The organism is Nonlabens agnitus (genome assembly GCF_002994045.1).
In the GTDB taxonomy this organism is placed as follows: Bacteria; Bacteroidota; Bacteroidia; order Flavobacteriales; family Flavobacteriaceae; genus Nonlabens; species Nonlabens agnitus.
In genome coordinates, this window is the sequence record NZ_MQUC01000003.1 from 122,590 (window position 1) to 138,848 (window position 16,259).

The following is a 16,259-nucleotide window of genomic DNA, read 5'->3' on the forward strand; positions in this document are numbered from 1 at the left end:
GAATATGCCCATTGTTGATCTTACCTATAATAGCAGATTAATGTAAATATAGCTACTTATTTATGGAAGACAAACTATTCTTCCTCGCTTACGTCAGTTACTTCAGTAGTTTCTGGTGCAGCGATAGAACGACTTGAGGACTTTAAGGCTATGGGTTCTTCTTTTACAAAAGCACGTTTACCGAAAATCTTTTCAAGATCATCTTTGAAAATCACTTCTTTCTCAAGAAGTAATTCTGCGAGCTCTGTCAATTTATCCTTATTATCTGTCAATAATTTGATCGCTCGTTGATATTGCGCTTCAATGATCTTTGATATTTCCTCGTCAATAGTGACCGCAGTAGCCTCACTATAAGGTTTGGTCATATTGTATTCTTGTTGACCGCTGGAATCGTAGTAGGTAATATTACCTACTTTTTCATTTAAACCATAAATAGTTACCATGGCACGAGCTTGTTTAGTAACCTTTTCAAGGTCACTCAACGCACCAGTTGAAATATTGTCAAAAATGACTTTTTCAGCTGCGCGACCACCCATCGTAGCACACATTTCATCTAGCATTTGCTCTGGTCTCACGATCTGACGTTCTTCAGGTAGATACCAAGCAGCTCCCAATGATTGACCTCTAGGCACGATAGTCACTTTAACTAACGGTGCTGCATGCTCTGTCATCCAGCTCACCGTAGCATGTCCAGCCTCATGATAGGCGATCGTTTTCTTCTCACTAGGTGTGATCAGTTTATTCTTTTTCTCAAGTCCACCTACAATACGGTCTACCGCATCTAGGAAGTCTTGTTTGTCAACTGCTTTCTTTCCTTTACGTGCTGCGATAAGTGCCGCTTCATTACAAACGTTTGCAATGTCTGCACCACTAAATCCAGGCGTTTGTCTTGCTAAAAATTCGATATCAAGTTCGTTAGCAACCTTTTTGATAGGTCTCAAGTGTACTTCAAAAATTTCTTCACGTTCACGTACGTCTGGAAGATCTACATAGATCTGACGGTCAAAACGTCCAGCGCGCATTAACGCTTTGTCTAGAATATCACCACGGTTTGTTGCTGCAAGAACAATTACATTGGTATTGGTTCCAAAACCATCCATCTCAGTCAATAGCTGGTTCAATGTATTTTCTCTCTCGTCGTTTGACCCAGAGAAATTGGATTTTCCACGAGCACGACCTATTGCGTCGATCTCATCGATAAAAATTATGGCAGGACTCTTCTCTTTTGCCTGCTTGAACAGGTCACGTACACGACTGGCACCAACACCTACGAACATCTCGACAAAGTCAGAACCACTCAATGAGAAGAATGGAACTTTTGCCTCACCGGCAACGGCTTTGGCCAGCAATGTTTTACCTGTTCCTGGGGAACCTATAAGAAGCGCACCTTTAGGAATCTTCCCACCTAGACTGGTGTATTTTTCTGGATTTTTAAGGAAGTCAACAATTTCTTGAACTTCTTCTTTGGCACCTTCTAGACCGGCAACGTCCTTAAATGTTGTTTTGACATCAGTTTTCTGGTCAAAAAGCTTAGCCTTGGATTTTCCTATATTGAATATCTGTCCTCCAGCGCCACCACCAGCACCTCCCGACATGCGTCGCATTAAGAATATCCAGATACCTATAATGATGATGAAAGGCAGCACGTTGATCAACAAGCTCCATAGACCATCATCTTCCGCATCAAATTTTAAAGTGGTTGATAGATCTTTTTCTGTAATGATTTCATCAATCTTGCGCTCAAAAATTTCAAGATCTCCATATTCTACACTGTATTGTGGAATATCACCACCAGCTAAAACACCATCTTTAATGGCTTTGCTGTGTTTTTGAAGTTTAAGGGCTTCTTGGGTTAGAAAGACTCTAGCAATACTTCTGTTTTTGACAACTACCACCTTGCTCACTTCACCATTCTCCAGATATTCAAAGAAATCATTAGGAGTAGTTACTTGCGGCGCCGTCAACTGGCTAGAAACAAAATTATAACCTAGAAAAAGCAAAATGATAGGTACTACGACCCACCATATACTAAACTTAGGTTTTTGATTAAGTGGCGAGCCCATTTTTTTAGGCGCCTTATTTTTTGGGTTACTATTATTATCCTGAGACATTAAGTTTTTTTGAAATTAGTAAGTACTCTCAATATTTGTGGTAACGGCATCGCCCCACAATCCTTCCAGATCATAGTATTCACGTATCTGTTTTTGAAAAACATGAACCACTACATCCACATAATCCATAAGCACCCATTCACCTTGAGATGCACCTTCAACATGCCAGGCATTTTCCTGAAGTTGCTTGCTTACCTTTCGTTGTACTGAATTTACTATGGCGTTTACTTGAGTATTTGAGGTACCATTGCAGATAATGAAATAGCTGGTCACCGTATTTTCAATTTCTCTCAAGTCTAGTATCGTTATATCATTTCCCTTTACATCTTCAATCCCAGCAACGATTTGCGAGATAAGAGCATCGGTAGAAACATTTTCTTTAATCATTAAAAATTTTTTGTATCCACAAATTTATTCTTTTTTTGAATGTCCTTGAAAATAAGGTCCTTCAAACTTATCCTATTTGTGTCCTTTCAATTAGTCAAAATACATGCCACTGAGTCCACTAATGAGGATTTGAAAGTTCGCTTTCGCGAAAGCGAACTGCCACAACTCACTACACTATATACAGACCACCAGATGGCCGGTAAAGGTCAAATGGGAGCAAAGTGGCTTTCAGAACCTTATAAGAACTTGACATTCAGCATATTGATATCTGATTTGCTTAATGGTTTAACAGATTTTGAAATCAATAAATGGGTTGCCGTTACAGTAGTAGAGTGGTTGCGTCAAAAATTACAAATACAGGCAGTTATAAAATGGCCCAACGACATCCTGTCAGTAAATCATAAGCTAGGAGGTATTCTAATTGAAAACATCATACAAAACGGAAAGCGCCAGGCGACCATCATTGGTATAGGTTTAAACATCAATCAAACAGATTTTCAGGAGCTGCCTAAGGCAATTTCCCTAAGACAGATCACCGGTAAATCTTGGGATCTGGAAGATTTGCTTATAGACTTTATGACTTTTCTGGAAAAGAGCATTCAATCACCACAGGAATCTACCGATAGATATGAATCGCTACTTTTCAAGTTGGGTCGCAAGATGACATTTCAATGTCAAAATGAGGTATTCGAAGCACTAGTTCAAGGTGTAACCTCAGATGGTAAATTAAGACTATCCGTCAAAGGAATTGAAACAATCTACGGGCTAAAGGAAATCTCCTGGATCTACTAGAGTTTCTCGATACCGTTAGCAAGTTGCTCCAAGAACTTATTGATAGGTCCTTTGATCATCATTGCCATCATGGCATTAAAATCTCCTTGAAAAAACAGTTGTGCTGCGGCACCTTGAGGGTCTTCTTCAATGTCTGCCGTTAAAGTAAACGACAATTTATCACCTAGTGAACCCAGTACAACCTTAGAATATGGAGTAGATTCCTTAAGCGTCAATTTAATTTCTGGCATGCCTTTAAGGCCAAATAGGAATTTATCTTCTCCTAACAGTTCAAATTTTGCATCATCAGGTAAGAGGTGTTTGAAATTCTCTACTTGGGTCAGAAAATTATAAAGTTCTTCTGGTGATTTTTGTGTTTTGGCAACACGGCTTTCTAGATTCATAATTAGGAGTTACTGTTGTTCCAGTTGCTGGGATCTTTTCTCCAGCTGGTAAGCAATTCAAGAGTCTTACTGTCAAAGTGACCTTGTTTGGTAGCTACTTCTATCAAGTGGTTGTAGTCGCTCAAAACCGTGAGTTCCATATGGGCATCTTCAAAGTTTTGAACAGCAAAGTCAAATCCATAAGAGAAAAGAGCGACCATGCCTTTAATTTCTGCACCAGCATCTTTTAAAGCGGTGGCAGCATTAAGGCTGCTCATTCCGGTACTGATCAGATCCTCGACGATCACTACCTTTTGACCTTTATTAAGTTGCCCTTCTACCTGATTTTGACGACCGTGTTTTTTTGCTTCTGGCCGTACATAGATAAAGGGTAGGTTCATATAATCTGCTACCAGCATACCTATACCTATGGCGCCCGTAGCGACACCAGCGATCACATCTGGTTTGCCGTAAAGGTGTTCAATTTGGGAAGCAAGATGTTCTCTAAGATAATTGCGAACGCTAGGATAGGAGAGCGTAATGCGATTGTCACAGTAGATAGGAGATTTCCAACCACTGGCCCATGTGAAAGGTTTTTGTGGTTGTAATTTTATTGCCTTTATTTGCAACAGCAATTCAGCAGTTTTTATCCCAACGTTTTTATCTCTGACCATGCCGCAAATGTATAAAGTTTTTGTCAAAGACATCGCGGTTATCGTGACCTCTGACAGGGATCTTTTTCCTGATCATGATGCTTTCAATCTCAAAACGGTCAATTTCAAAAAGTTGATCAAGGCCATCAAGAAAAATAAAGTGGAGCGACCTTTACTTTACTCTAAAAATGAAGACAAGCTGCTCAAACGTTTGCACAAAAAAATACCGCTCGTACTGGCCGCAGGTGGTCTGGTAAAAAACCAAAAAGGCGAGTATCTATTCATCCATCGTAACGGAAAATGGGACCTGCCCAAAGGAAAGACCGAAAAAAACGAGAGTATGGAAGCCACGGCTCTTCGAGAAGTAGAGGAAGAAACTGGTGTAGAAAATCTCTCCATCAATAATTATATAGGTCCTACCTACCATGTGTTTTCACGCAATAACAAATACCGGCTTAAGTTGACTCACTGGTATGCCATGACCACCGATTATACTGGTCAACTGGTGCCTCAAGACAAAGAAGGTATTGATCAAGCCGTGTGGCTCAATGATGAACAAGCTCGTGAATCACTGGAACAAAGTTATGCCAATATCAAAGACGTATTTCTCAACGATTAATTCAATCGATAGATAGGATACGTAAGGTGCGCCGGTTCATAATTGGGAGACCTTTTATGAAGCCATGACAACTGTGCACCATTGCTGGCGGCAAATCCAGCATCGGTACGCTTGAGTGAGTCAAATTCTCTTTTAAGTTCTTTATTTTCATCCAGCATCTTTTTGGCCGTAGCTTCAAAAACATAGGTAGAATAACCTTCTTTTTGCTGTAGTATCGTGTCGAAGAAATTCCACTTAAAAAAGGAGTCAGACATCGCGGGCTCGAGCGTTTCAAGAATGTACTTGATTCCAGGTTGTGCGGTAGGTATGATGATATCGCTTTCGCGAAAGCGAACTTTACCAACCTTCTCACTAACAACAATATTGCTATGCGGGTAGTGACCTTCATAGGCGTTGCTGGCCGTGTCATAACTTTCTATTTTGTAGGTTCCTACTGTAAAGGTGCTGTCCTTTTCCAGAGGTTTCATGATCACATTGTTGAGCCTCAATAGATCCAACACTTCCCATTGACCTTGTGGGATCACATAATATTCAGGAACGCGAATGGAGTCTGTCGCCTTGAAATAGTTTTGAAAAGCCGTTTTCTTGCTAAATGGCTGTTTCCTATCATAAGTCTGTAATTTGTTTCCCGTCAAATCACTTTCCTCGTTGATCGCTTCATAGCCCAAAAAGTTAAGCGTATCGGCTTTAGTTTGATCCAATTCAAAACTGGAAGCATAAAACGGATTCTCTTGAAAATTCTTGAAGTTTGATTTTCTAACTTCTTTGATTTTTTTGATGTCTCTACTGCCTATGGCAATCATTTCTTCCATGATCGCCTTGGTTCCCATCACCCTATCTTTATAGGGTTTCAACATGTGTGTTTCTACCATCATTCCCAGCACGTTCCACAGTGAAGTGTATCCCGTAGAATATCTGGGATAATCCACAAACTGGCTAAAGCCATCTTCTGGCGATTGATTGAAAACGTTTACATAAGGTGTAATGGGTAGCGATCTTTTTTCAAGCGCTTTTTCCAGTGCTGGTTGTAGACTGTCATGCAAATAATCGCCTGCAGCGCCGCCCAATCGATTGTGCTGTGTAAAAAGATGAGTCAAAGTATATTGATAGTCTGCACCATTGCTAACATGGTTATCTATAAAAAGATCTGGTTTGATTTTATGGAATGCAGTGGCAAAGGCTCTGGCATTGCGACTGTCTGCCTTTATAAAATCACGATTGAGGTCGTAGTTCCTCGCGTTACCTCTAAAACCATAGGATTCTGGGCCGTTTTGGTTGGTTCTTGTGGTAGAGTTTCGGTTAAGGGAACCACCTATGTTGTAAATCGCAACAGAGCTAAAGATGACGTTGTCGTCTACTTTTAAGGTGCCTGTGGCAAGGTCTCGCATCAACATCATGGTGGCATCAATACCATCGCTTTCTCCTGGATGGATACCATTATTGATCATGATCTTGATACGATCCTCATTAGGAGAATCCCAATCTATGCTTTTATTGGAGTAGTGTACGACGTGAAGTGGTTTACCGGCATCTGTATTGCCTACTTCTTCTATCGTGATGGTACTAAAACCTGCGGCCAGCTGCTGGTAAAAATCAATACATTCTTGATAGGTAGCGGTTTGGTTGCCATTACCTTTTTCAAAAGGAGTAAGATATTCTTTATCTGTGGTTGTAGTTGCTGAATTGGAGTCATTCGACGTGTCCTTACAACTCAAAACTGCAAAAGCGATGGCAAGTAAATAGGTCTTTCTCATTTTTTCTCTACGGTATTAGGGACAAGTAGTTTGTAATCACCATTGTTACGCATCACATCACGTACGATGGAAGATGATATGTAACTGGTACGCACACTGGTGAGCAGAAACACGGTTTCTATCTCGCTTAATAATCTATTGGTATGGCCTATAGCTTTTTCAAATTCAAAATCGGCAGGATTGCGGAGGCCTCTTAGAATGAAGTTGGCTTCATGTTTCTTACAAAAGTCCACGGTTAGTCCTGAGTAGGTCATGACCTTGATCTTAGGCTCATTTTTATACAGTTCTTTTATAAACGCAACACGTTGATCCAATTCAAACATGTATTTCTTGTCTGCATTGATACCTATAGCGATGATAATCTCGTCAAAAAGATTCAACCCACGATTGATGATATCGCTATGCCCTAAGGTTATGGGATCAAAACTTCCCGGGAAAACGGCTCTTCTCATTTCTTGTGGTTTTTTATGGTGTCTTCAATAATCGCAGTCAGTACAGTACCCAATTCTTTGCCTGCAGCCCTGATTTGTTGTGGGATGATGCTCTCGCGACTCATTCCAGGATTGGTATTGATTTCTATAAAATGCGGTGTTCCTTCATGGAATATAAAGTCTGCCCTTGCAATTCCCTTTAATTTCAAAATGCTATAAATGCGTTTGCTTAATTCTTGAACCGCCAGTGTGGCAGACTCTGTGAGTCTTGCTGGCGTGATTTCCTGGGCTTTACCCATATACTTTGCCTCATAGTCAAAAAAGTCATTTTCGCTCACAATTTCAGTTGGAGGTAAAGAATGAACGGTATCACCTATTTGATATATGCCTACAGATACTTCCATTCCATCCAGGAATGATTCAATAATGATTTCATCGTCCACTGCAAATGCGGTTTGTAACGCTTTCGCGAAAGCGGAAACCTCATAGACTTTTGAAACGCCAAAACTGCTACCACTGCGATTTGCCTTTACAAAACAGGGCAGACCTACCACTTCTACAATATGTTCAAAATTAACGTCTTCACCTTCATTAAGATACAAATGCCTGCCGGTATGGATGCTCCAGGGCTTCAACACCGCAATACAATCCCTTTTATTAAAAGTAATGGCAGATTGATAGGAGTCGCAAGAAGTTTGCGGCATGTCAAGAAGCTCGAGATAAGCCTGGAAAATACCGTCCTCGCCTGGCGTACCATGTATCGTATTGTAAACCGCATCAAAATTGATACGTTCGCTATCTACAGTTACCGTAAAGTCATTTTTATCAATGTCATAGGTGTTGTTTTCGGTCTTGAGAAACCATCTATCTTTTTCAATAATGATGGGAAACCCCTTGAATAATTTAGGATCTAGATTTTCCATAATGACGTGACCACTCTTGATGGAAATTTCTTTCTCACTGGAATAGCCGCCCATGATGACTGCGATGTTTCTCATAAAGTACTCTTGAATTGGAGAGGTACAACAAAGTTACGAAAGGTGTCGTTCTTAGTTAGATCATACATTCTTATCTTTGAGACTTATTTTAATCCCTAATTTGAAGCCTTGTGCTTCAAGATGAAACGCCTGATTTATGAATTTTTTGCAGTTCATGTTTACCAAGACTTTTTGGGTTCAAATGTTGCTTGCCGTCCTATTGGTGGTGGTTTTGTGTTTTGGTTATCTCTACTGGCTGGACTGGCATACCAATCACGGTCAACAAATCACGGTTCCAGATCTTTCCCGCAAGAGTTTATCAGAGGCTGATGAAATATTGGAAGAACTGGATCTGCGCCGTCATATCATTGACAGCGCCAGCTTCAATCCTGATTTTCCACCTAGATCTGTGATCGAACAAAATCCCAAGGCCGGTTTATTTGTAAAAGAGAATAGACAGATATACATCAAGCTCAATCCTTCTGATTATGGAAAGGTGTTGGTGCCTAACGTAGTTTTCAAAACTAAACGTCAAGCCATACCTACACTCGAAGCCCTAGGATTTAAAATAGGTGACATTACCTACAAACAGAACATCGCCAAGGATATGGTGCTTGAAATCAAGCATAAAGGTGAGAATCTAGAATCTGGAACGCAGCTGCGCAAGGCATCAGTCATTGATCTGGTTTTAGGAGATGGGACTAGAGAAGGTCAGGAATATGAAGAAGAATCTCAGGATATCGAAGATGAGAATATCGATGTAGAAGCTGTTGAAGATGATGCTTAATAGCTATGATGAGGACATGGATGAGGATAATCTCCATGAACATTACCATTTTGTTGCGAGTGCTGGTCAGGTACCCTTAAGGATTGATAAATTCTTGATGAATTTTATCGAGAATTCCACACGCAATAAAATCCAGAGTGCGATCAAGGACGGATCTGTTAGAGTCAACGGCGATATCGTAAAATCTAATTACAAGGTAAAACCAGAGGACGATATCAAGGTACTATTGAATCATCCACCGCACGAGAACCTGCTGGTGGCAGAAAATATACCGTTAGATATTGTTTATGAAGATGACACACTTGTAGTAGTCAACAAACCAGCTGGAATGGTGGTTCATCCAGGTCACGGTAATTATTCAGGTACTTTGATCAATGCACTTATTTATCATTTTGAAAATCTACCCAATAATTCAAGTGAACGTCCAGGTCTAGTCCACAGGATTGATAAGGATACCAGTGGTTTGTTAGTGGTTGCAAAGACTGAACACGCCATGTCTTATTTATCAGCCCAGTTTGCTGCCAAAACCAGTGAGCGTGAATATGTAGCCATCGCTTGGGGAAATTTTGTAGAACCTAAGGGAACCGTAGAAGGCAATATAGGCAGGCATCCTAAAAACAGATTACAGAATACCGTCTGGGAAGGCGATGATAGCGATAAAGGAAAACCTGCGGTAACGCATTATGAGGTCCTTGAGGATTTGGGGTATGTGTCTGTCATTAAATGTAAACTGGAAACGGGTCGTACGCACCAGATTAGGGTGCACCTTAAACATATAGGTCATACCTTGTTTAATGATGAGCGTTATGGCGGTGATCGCATTTTAAAAGGGACCAACTTTACTAAGTACAAACAGTTTGTAGATAACTGTTTTAAAGTGCTGCCCAGACAGGCGCTACACGCTAAAACATTAGGCTTTGAACATCCAGTTACTAAGGAATGGATGAGTTTCTCAAGCGAGATTCCAGAAGATATGGCAGCCTGCATTGAAAAATGGCGCAGTTATGCCAGTCATGCGCACCTAGAGTAATTCAAACTAGCAGAATAGTGTAGTTATTTTTTGGCCTTCAATCCTTATTTTAGAGATTTAAAACATTTCTATGAAGATTCTACTTTCGCCAGCAAAAACTTTGGATTATGAAACAAAGCTTCCTACAACAAGAGGAACCCAACCTGTTTTTGTAGAAGAAGCGGTACAGATCAACGCCAAGCTGGAGCGTCAGTCCAAAAAGGACATTCAAGATCTTATGGGTATTTCTGAAAATCTAGCAGATCTCAATTACCAGCGATACAAGGATTTTAAGGAAGAACATGATAAATCTGTTGCGAGGCCTGCTATTTATGCCTTTGCAGGTGACGTGTACTCTGGATTTGATGCCTATTCACTAGATACCCAACTCTTAGACGCTGCGCAAGATCGTATCAGAATTCTATCTGGTATGTATGGAGTGTTGAGACCTTTGGACCTGCTGCAACCTTATCGTTTGGAAATGGGAACCAAGCTTCCCATAGAACGAAATAAAGATCTTTACGAATTTTGGAAAGACAAAATCACACCACGCCTTAACGATGAGATGGAAGATGATGAATTGCTGGTAAACCTAGCCAGCAATGAATATTTCAAAGCAGTTGATAAGAAGAATCAGAAAGGCAAGCTTATAAGTCCCATTTTCAAAGATTATAAAAATGGTAAACTTAAAGTGATCGCTTTTTATGCCAAAAAAGCCAGAGGCACGATGGCAAGATTTCTAGTGGAGCAAAAGGCCAATAGCCTGGAAGACATTCTGAAATTTAGTGGCGACGATTATAAATACAGCGAGAAGGATACCGTTAAGGAGAACGAACCAGTCTTCACAAGATAGGTCATTAAGATATGGCGACACCGCGATCTTACATATCCATAAAGGACTGGTCAGAAAGTGATCGCCCTAGAGAAAAATTGCTACAACAAGGCAGCAGGAGCTTGACAGATGCAGAGCTTCTTGCGATTCTTTTGGGTAGCGGGACCGTTTCTATGAGTGCTGTGGAGTTGAGCCGAAACATCTTGAGCGATGCAGGACAGTCCTTGCAACAGTTAGGGAAGAAGACGCTCAAAGAGCTCATGGTTCATAAAGGCATAGGAGAGGCTAAGGCCATTACCATCGCTGCAGCCATGGAACTAGGAAGACGTAGGGCTATGGAGATGCCTACTCAAGTAGTCAAGATTACCTGCTCGCAAGACGCGTTCAAGGTATTGCAGCCCATTATAGGCGAGTTGCCTCATGAAGAGTTCTGGGTATTGTTACTTGACAACAGTAATAAAGTTTTGGAGAAACATCAGGTAAGCAAAGGTGGCATCACAGCAACCCATGTAGATCATCGGTTGTTGTTTAAGCAAGCCATAGCTGCTGGTGCCGTGGCCATTATAATCGCACACAATCATCCCAGCGGCACACTCAAGCCCAGTAAACCAGATCAAGATATCACGCGCAAGATCAAAACAGCTGGTGATACACTCGACATAAAAGTATTGGATCATTTGATCGTTACGCAAGAAAACTACTATAGCTTTGCAGACAACCAGCTCCTATGATACTCATTTACTGTCCTGACCTAACTTCTAGAAAGCAATATATTTTCAAGCACATCTTCCGCAGGATGTTGGAAGTGGAGTATGAGATTACTGGAGAGCTCAACGTGTTCGTGGGTCATGAGGGAACTAAATTTTCTTATGGGGACAAACCATTAGGAGAGGAAACTTTTATCTGGTCTAACGGTTTATTAAGCGAGCATGGTATTGACGATCATGACATTGACATCATTCAATGGGATGATTTACCGGCATTTTTCCAGGCACCAGAAAGGAGCGATGTTCCTTTCGATATCTTTGCGGCATCGTTTTACCTTATCACAAGGTATGAGGAATACTTCCCGCAGGTAAAGGATGATTTGGGAAGATACAGTCCGTACGAGAGTATCGCCTACAAGCATGATTTTTTGCGAGAGCCGCTCATAGATCTATGGATTAAAAAATTCTCTCAAGTAGTCTTGAAGCAGGATTTTAATTCGCTTTCGCGAAAGCGAACTCCGAAAAGAACTGTCGCCATAGAAGTAGCTACCTTCAATAAATACAGAAAACGTGGACTTATTGTCAATGCGACTCTTTTCTCACGTCACGTGCGCAATTTGAGACTCAACCGTGCCTGGAAGCAGATCAAAACCTTACTCAATTTACGCGAAGATCCATATGACAACAGTGATGAAATCTTGGTACCTATCAAGAAAATAAGGTTTGATAGGTCTCGAGCTAAAAAAAATCGTGCAGATATGGTTTTCTTCTTCCATTTGGGGAATTACAATGATTTCAACACAGGTGTTACCTACAAAAGCAAAAGCTATGTTGAGGCGATCAAACATATTGCTGACTATGTAAAAGTTGGTTTGCGCTTCTCCTCAAACACATCTAGTGATGACGTTTACCAGGAGGAAAAACGCTTTGAGGAACTAGTAAAAAGACCGTTACAGCACACCATGGCGGCAAATTCCAAAATAAGTATGCCAGGACACTACAAGCTGCTGGTAGATACAAAAACCATGGAGGATTATAGCATGGGTTATGTGGCAGAACCTGGTTTTAGAGCTTCCACAAGCCTGCCTTTTTATTTCTATGATCTGGATTATGAGGTGCAAACACCTTTGCTTATCCATCCGTATTGTTTGCATTATAACACGATGGCATTGCAAACGCGCAGTGGCCAGCAATCCATATTGAAAGAAATACAGGAAGTGGTCGACAACGTGCATGGAAACTTTATCGTACAGTTTCATTATGAACATTTTGACCGTGACATCAAGAGTCACGCGTTAGAAATATTAGAATCTATAATAGATGAGTAACTTTAAGGGAATCAAGCACGTTTTTTTTGATCTGGATCACACTTTGTGGGATTTTGACCGAAACAGCAAAATGGCCTATGCACAGATCTTTGAAGAAGAACAGATAGGCCTGGATCTCGAAAAGTTTATCGAGGTGTACCAGCCTTTGAATTTGCAATATTGGAAACGCTTTCGCGAAAGCGAGATGTCCAAAGAAGAGTTGAGGTACCGCAGACTCAAGGATACTTTTGATGCCTGTAATTTTAGTGTGGCAGACGATCACATCAACAAAATGGCAGATTTGTATCTGGAGTACTTGCCTAATCATAATCATTTGTTTCCCAATTGTACGCCATTGTTAGACACCCTTAAGGATCAATTTGAGTTGCACATCATCACCAATGGTTTTGATGAGGTTCAAGCAAGAAAACTGCAGAACTCTGGGCTATCGCCTTATTTTAAATATGTCCTCACAGCGGAAACGGCTGGTGTGAAAAAACCAGATCCAGCTATTTTTGAGCGCGCTTTGAAAGATACAGGCGCAACTACGGGCAATAGTGTGATGATAGGAGATAGTCATGAGGCAGATATTTTAGGCGCTCGCAAGATCGGTTTGCGTACTATCTGGTTCACAGATACCGCTCATCATACCCAAGATGAAATTGTAGTAAGTGATCTTAAGCAGATTCACTCCTTGTTGCTGCCGTAATTGTAATGTTTGCCCCAGCGTTTTTCTAGAAATTCTCGTTGTGATTTCTCTCTTGGATTGTTTCCTGGTTCAAATAGGGTAGTGCCGCTTATTTCTTTAGGCAAAAATTCATTGAAAGCAAAGTTGCCATTGAAATCGTGAGCGTATTTGTAGTCATCGCCGTAGCCCAATTCTTTCATCAATTTAGTTGGTGAATTACGCAAACCTAATGGAACCGATAAATCACCAGTTTGCTTCACTATCTTTTGTGCGTTCCCAATGGCGAGATAGGAGGCGTTGCTTTTGATGCTAGTCGCAAGATAAATAGCGCATTGACTTAATATGATTCTCGATTCTGGATAGCCTATAGTACTCACCGCTTGAAAGGTATTGTTAGCCATGATGAGTGCTGTAGGATTGGCATTTCCAATATCCTCACTGGCTAGAATCAACATGCGTCGTGCAATAAATTTGAGATCTTCTCCACCTTCTATCATTCTAGCGAGCCAGTAGACAGATGCGTTAGGATCGCTACCTCTTATGCTTTTTATGAATGCACTTATGATATCATAATGTTGCTCGCCGGTTTTGTCATATCTGGCAGGATTGGAACTCACTTGATCCAATACCATTTCGTTGGTAATGGTGATCTTAGGCTCGTTTTGGGAGTTGATGACCAGCTCAAAAATATTCAGGAGTTTGCGGGCATCACCACCACTAATTCTCAAAAGTGCATCGGTCTCTTGGAGCTCTATTTGTTTTTCCTTTAGGTATTTGTCTGTGGTCAACGCTCGATGAAGTAGTTGAACCAGTTCATCTTTGGAGAAAGCATCAAGTACGTAAACCTGACAGCGGCTCAACAGAGCAGGAATCACCTCAAAACTTGGGTTTTCGGTAGTTGCACCTATTAATGTAATCCAGCCGCGTTCTACAGCACCTAGTAGCGAATCTTGTTGTGATTTACTAAATCTGTGGATCTCGTCTATAAATAAAATCGGATTTTTTTGGGTAAATATTCCACCAGCATTTTTAGCTTTATCAATAACCTCTCGTATGTCTTTAACACCACTGTTGATTGCGCTAAGCTTGTAGAATGGGCGTTGTGATTCTTGGGCTATTATTTCTGCCAGTGTTGTTTTACCAGTACCAGGTGGTCCCCATAAAATAAAGGAAGGAATGGTACCATTAAGGATATGATTTCTTAATGCACCCTTTTCACCCACAAGATGTGATTGACTTAAGTATTCTGTGAGATTAGTAGGTCGTATTCGTTCCGCTAAAGGTATTTGTGTCATGATACGAAGGTTTCTTATAATGGTATATATTCCTATGACAATATTACGGCTCTTGTCACAAAGGCTAGGTTATTGATTTCACAGATCCATGAACAACAATGTATCCACATTTGAGATGAAGTGGTTGATGAAGCCTATCTTATTCGTCTTCCTGATGTGGTTTGCATTCTGGATCGAGATGCGATTCCATACAGATTTTACAAAATATGGTCTTCGGCCTAGAACTCTGGAAGGTATCCTTGGTGTTTTTACAAGTCCGTTTATTCATTCAGGTTTTTCTCATCTATGGAGTAATACTGCGCCTATTGCCGTACTATTATTTTTCCTGAGTCTATTCTATTATAATTGGAGTTCTAAAGTGCTTATCTACGGGATTTTGATGAGCGGGATATTGACATGGCTCATTGGTAGAGATTCCTACCATATAGGTGCTAGCGGTATCGTTTACTTTTTAGCCAGTTTCATTTTCTTCAAAGGAATATTTCTCAATAACTACCGCCAAATTGCCGCCAGTTTGATTGTCGTGTTTTTGTATGGTAGCCTTGTGTGGTATATGCTTCCTATCAAACCCAATATGTCTTGGGAAGGTCATTTAAGCGGTGCGGTTGCCGGTTTGATACTTGCCATATTTCTAAAGGTAAGCATCCCAAAAGAAAAGCCTTTTGCAAAGGCGAATCAGAAAGTATTATCTGATGAGGAAGATTGGTTCCTGCAACAATTTGATGAAGATGGAAACTTCTCACCGATTCCTGTTGATGAAGAAGAGTAGGTCTATTGTCTTTGACGCACCACTTCATACAACATCGCTCCACATGCTACGGATACATTTAGAGACGCTATCTTACCTAACATAGGTAATTTGAAAGTTTCATCTAATGTTTTTAGGGTAGAAGGATTGATACCTCGATCTTCAGAACCCATTACTATGGCAATAGGTTTGTTAAGTTCAGTATCAAAAATCGATTTTTCGGCTTTTTCAGAAGCTCCAATAATGGTTATCCCATAAGCTTGCATAAGGTATATCGCATCCTTAAGGTGATTTACCTTACACATAGGGATGTTGAAAACTGCCCCAGCGCTTGTTTTTACAACCACTCCATTAACAGGAGCTGATCCTTTTTCAGACAAAATAATTGCAGATACACCAGTGCATTCTGCCGTACGAATAATGGCACCAAAATTACCAACGTCTGTAATACCGTCAAGTAATAGAAATACGGGATTTGTTTCTAGATCGGTAGCTTCTAAAACTTCCTCAAGATTTTGGTAGGAAATAGGGGAAAGGACCGCTACGGCACCTTGATGATTTTCCTTAGTTAGTTTATAAAGCTTTTCTTCTGGAACAAAGGATGTTGCTATCCCTGCTTTTTTAGCAGCAAACTTCAGCTGATTGAACAATACTCCATTTCCTTCCTTCAGAAAGTAAATCTTAGAGATTTCTTCTCCACTTTCTATAGCTTCCAAAATAGGTCTGAGACCGTGAATTTGTTGTTTTGATTCCATGAGGCAAAGATAGCATTTGATCGCTGAGTTTTGCGCAATAAAAAA

At 40.6% G+C, this 16,259-nt stretch carries 18 protein-coding genes; 9 read left to right on the top strand and 9 right to left on the bottom strand.

Features of this window, described 5'->3' with window-relative positions:
• Positions 1 to 74: 74 nt before the first annotated feature.
• Both ftsH and rsfS read right to left on the bottom strand, forming a co-directional pair.
• A complete protein-coding gene (ftsH, locus tag BST86_RS00710; protein ID WP_105981598.1) occupies positions 75 to 2,111 on the bottom strand; it encodes an ATP-dependent zinc metalloprotease FtsH in 2,037 nt (678 codons plus the stop codon).
• Positions 2,112 to 2,126: 15 nt separating this feature from the next.
• Positions 2,127 to 2,498, bottom strand: a complete 372-nt coding sequence (rsfS, locus tag BST86_RS00715; protein WP_055412043.1) for a ribosome silencing factor — start codon at positions 2,496 to 2,498, stop codon at positions 2,127 to 2,129.
• Between the two features lie 78 nt (positions 2,499 to 2,576).
• Here rsfS and BST86_RS00720 point away from each other — a divergent pair, with 78 nt between their 5' ends.
• Positions 2,577 to 3,290 carry a biotin--[acetyl-CoA-carboxylase] ligase gene (locus BST86_RS00720; protein WP_242446424.1) on the top strand — a complete coding sequence of 238 codons (714 nt, stop codon included), beginning with the start codon at positions 2,577 to 2,579 and terminating at the stop codon, positions 3,288 to 3,290.
• Here the strand turns inward: BST86_RS00720 and BST86_RS00725 are convergent.
• Both BST86_RS00725 and pyrE read right to left on the bottom strand, forming a co-directional pair.
• Positions 3,287 to 3,673, bottom strand: coding sequence for an orotate phosphoribosyltransferase (locus BST86_RS00725; protein ID WP_105981600.1), 387 nt, complete (start codon positions 3,671 to 3,673; stop codon positions 3,287 to 3,289). The two genes, BST86_RS00720 and BST86_RS00725, sit on opposite strands and share 4 nt — an antisense overlap.
• A 2-nt stretch (positions 3,674 to 3,675) precedes the next feature.
• Positions 3,676 to 4,326: an orotate phosphoribosyltransferase gene (gene pyrE, locus BST86_RS00730; protein ID WP_105981601.1), complete on the bottom strand. Its 651-nt coding sequence runs from the start codon at positions 4,324 to 4,326 to the stop codon at positions 3,676 to 3,678.
• 7 nt (positions 4,327 to 4,333) lie between these two features.
• On the opposite strand from pyrE, the gene BST86_RS00735 reads away from it, so the two are divergent.
• On the top strand, positions 4,334 to 4,924 hold the full coding sequence (locus BST86_RS00735; protein WP_055413688.1) for an NUDIX hydrolase: 591 nt from the start codon (positions 4,334 to 4,336) through the stop codon (positions 4,922 to 4,924).
• Here BST86_RS00735 and BST86_RS00740 read toward each other — a convergent pair.
• From BST86_RS00740 to BST86_RS00750, 3 genes are read right to left on the bottom strand one after another with little or no spacing between them, the layout of a single operon-like run.
• Positions 4,921 to 6,678 (bottom strand): M14 family metallopeptidase, encoded by a 1,758-nt coding sequence (locus tag BST86_RS00740; protein WP_105981602.1) that lies wholly within the window; start codon positions 6,676 to 6,678, stop codon positions 4,921 to 4,923. The two genes, BST86_RS00735 and BST86_RS00740, sit on opposite strands and share 4 nt — an antisense overlap.
• Positions 6,675 to 7,130, bottom strand: a complete 456-nt coding sequence (coaD, locus tag BST86_RS00745; protein WP_105981603.1) for a pantetheine-phosphate adenylyltransferase — start codon at positions 7,128 to 7,130, stop codon at positions 6,675 to 6,677. The genes BST86_RS00740 and coaD overlap by 4 nt, the downstream gene beginning before the upstream one ends.
• Positions 7,127 to 8,107, bottom strand: coding sequence for a D-alanine--D-alanine ligase (locus tag BST86_RS00750; RefSeq protein ID WP_105981604.1), 981 nt, complete (start codon positions 8,105 to 8,107; stop codon positions 7,127 to 7,129). Before BST86_RS00750 ends, coaD begins: the two co-directional genes overlap by 4 nt.
• Before the next feature lie 136 nt (positions 8,108 to 8,243).
• On the opposite strand from BST86_RS00750, the gene BST86_RS00755 reads away from it, so the two are divergent.
• The 6 genes from BST86_RS00755 to BST86_RS00780 all read left to right on the top strand — a co-directional run bounded on the left by BST86_RS00755 (position 8,244) and on the right by BST86_RS00780 (position 13,437).
• A complete protein-coding gene (locus BST86_RS00755) occupies positions 8,244 to 8,873 on the top strand; it encodes a PASTA domain-containing protein (protein WP_105981605.1) in 630 nt (209 codons plus the stop codon).
• Positions 8,866 to 9,903, top strand: a complete 1,038-nt coding sequence (locus BST86_RS00760) for an RluA family pseudouridine synthase (protein ID WP_394340895.1) — start codon at positions 8,866 to 8,868, stop codon at positions 9,901 to 9,903. Before BST86_RS00755 ends, BST86_RS00760 begins: the two co-directional genes overlap by 8 nt.
• A gap of 70 nt (positions 9,904 to 9,973) precedes the next feature.
• Positions 9,974 to 10,735: a peroxide stress protein YaaA gene (gene yaaA / locus BST86_RS00765; protein WP_055412050.1), complete on the top strand. Its 762-nt coding sequence runs from the start codon at positions 9,974 to 9,976 to the stop codon at positions 10,733 to 10,735.
• A gap of 11 nt (positions 10,736 to 10,746) precedes the next feature.
• On the top strand, positions 10,747 to 11,445 hold the full coding sequence (gene radC, locus BST86_RS00770; RefSeq protein ID WP_105981607.1) for a RadC family protein: 699 nt from the start codon (positions 10,747 to 10,749) through the stop codon (positions 11,443 to 11,445).
• Entirely contained in the window at positions 11,442 to 12,749 is a 1,308-nt protein-coding gene (locus tag BST86_RS00775; protein ID WP_242446425.1) for a DUF7033 domain-containing protein, read from the top strand. Before radC ends, BST86_RS00775 begins: the two co-directional genes overlap by 4 nt.
• Positions 12,742 to 13,437 carry a YjjG family noncanonical pyrimidine nucleotidase gene (locus tag BST86_RS00780; protein ID WP_105981608.1) on the top strand — a complete coding sequence of 232 codons (696 nt, stop codon included), beginning with the start codon at positions 12,742 to 12,744 and terminating at the stop codon, positions 13,435 to 13,437. The genes BST86_RS00775 and BST86_RS00780 overlap by 8 nt, the downstream gene beginning before the upstream one ends.
• Here BST86_RS00780 and BST86_RS00785 read toward each other — a convergent pair.
• Complete coding sequence (locus BST86_RS00785) at positions 13,416 to 14,711, bottom strand: replication-associated recombination protein A (RefSeq protein ID WP_105981609.1); 1,296 nt, start codon at positions 14,709 to 14,711, stop codon at positions 13,416 to 13,418. The genes BST86_RS00780 and BST86_RS00785 overlap by 22 nt on opposite strands.
• Before the next feature lie 88 nt (positions 14,712 to 14,799).
• On the opposite strand from BST86_RS00785, the gene BST86_RS00790 reads away from it, so the two are divergent.
• Positions 14,800 to 15,480: a rhomboid family intramembrane serine protease gene (locus tag BST86_RS00790; RefSeq protein WP_105981610.1), complete on the top strand. Its 681-nt coding sequence runs from the start codon at positions 14,800 to 14,802 to the stop codon at positions 15,478 to 15,480.
• A 2-nt stretch (positions 15,481 to 15,482) separates the two neighbouring features.
• Here the strand turns inward: BST86_RS00790 and rlmB are convergent, their stop codons facing one another.
• Positions 15,483 to 16,214, bottom strand: coding sequence for a 23S rRNA (guanosine(2251)-2'-O)-methyltransferase RlmB (gene rlmB / locus BST86_RS00795; RefSeq protein WP_105981611.1), 732 nt, complete (start codon positions 16,212 to 16,214; stop codon positions 15,483 to 15,485).
• Positions 16,215 to 16,259 lie beyond the last annotated feature (45 nt).

Bases quoted from the DNA above. Each gene is read 5' to 3' on its own strand.
- ftsH (WP_105981598.1), bottom strand. From the start codon at position 2,111: ATGTCTCAGGATAATAATAGTAACCCAAAAAATAAGGCGCCTAAAAAA.
- rsfS (WP_055412043.1), bottom strand. From the start codon at position 2,498: ATGATTAAAGAAAATGTTTCTACCGATGCTCTTATCTCGCAAATCGTT.
- BST86_RS00725 (WP_105981600.1), bottom strand. From the start codon at position 3,673: ATGAATCTAGAAAGCCGTGTTGCCAAAACACAAAAATCACCAGAAGAA.
- pyrE (WP_105981601.1), bottom strand. From the start codon at position 4,326: ATGGTCAGAGATAAAAACGTTGGGATAAAAACTGCTGAATTGCTGTTG.
- BST86_RS00735 (WP_055413688.1), top strand. From the start codon at position 4,334: ATGTATAAAGTTTTTGTCAAAGACATCGCGGTTATCGTGACCTCTGAC.
- BST86_RS00740 (WP_105981602.1), bottom strand. From the start codon at position 6,678: ATGAGAAAGACCTATTTACTTGCCATCGCTTTTGCAGTTTTGAGTTGT.
- coaD (WP_105981603.1), bottom strand. From the start codon at position 7,130: ATGAGAAGAGCCGTTTTCCCGGGAAGTTTTGATCCCATAACCTTAGGG.
- BST86_RS00750 (WP_105981604.1), bottom strand. From the start codon at position 8,107: ATGAGAAACATCGCAGTCATCATGGGCGGCTATTCCAGTGAGAAAGAA.
- BST86_RS00755 (WP_105981605.1), top strand. From the start codon at position 8,244: ATGAATTTTTTGCAGTTCATGTTTACCAAGACTTTTTGGGTTCAAATG.
- BST86_RS00760 (WP_394340895.1), top strand. From the start codon at position 8,866: ATGCTTAATAGCTATGATGAGGACATGGATGAGGATAATCTCCATGAA.
- yaaA (WP_055412050.1), top strand. From the start codon at position 9,974: ATGAAGATTCTACTTTCGCCAGCAAAAACTTTGGATTATGAAACAAAG.
- radC (WP_105981607.1), top strand. From the start codon at position 10,747: ATGGCGACACCGCGATCTTACATATCCATAAAGGACTGGTCAGAAAGT.
- BST86_RS00775 (WP_242446425.1), top strand. From the start codon at position 11,442: ATGATACTCATTTACTGTCCTGACCTAACTTCTAGAAAGCAATATATT.
- BST86_RS00780 (WP_105981608.1), top strand. From the start codon at position 12,742: ATGAGTAACTTTAAGGGAATCAAGCACGTTTTTTTTGATCTGGATCAC.
- BST86_RS00785 (WP_105981609.1), bottom strand. From the start codon at position 14,711: ATGACACAAATACCTTTAGCGGAACGAATACGACCTACTAATCTCACA.
- BST86_RS00790 (WP_105981610.1), top strand. From the start codon at position 14,800: ATGAACAACAATGTATCCACATTTGAGATGAAGTGGTTGATGAAGCCT.
- rlmB (WP_105981611.1), bottom strand. From the start codon at position 16,214: ATGGAATCAAAACAACAAATTCACGGTCTCAGACCTATTTTGGAAGCT.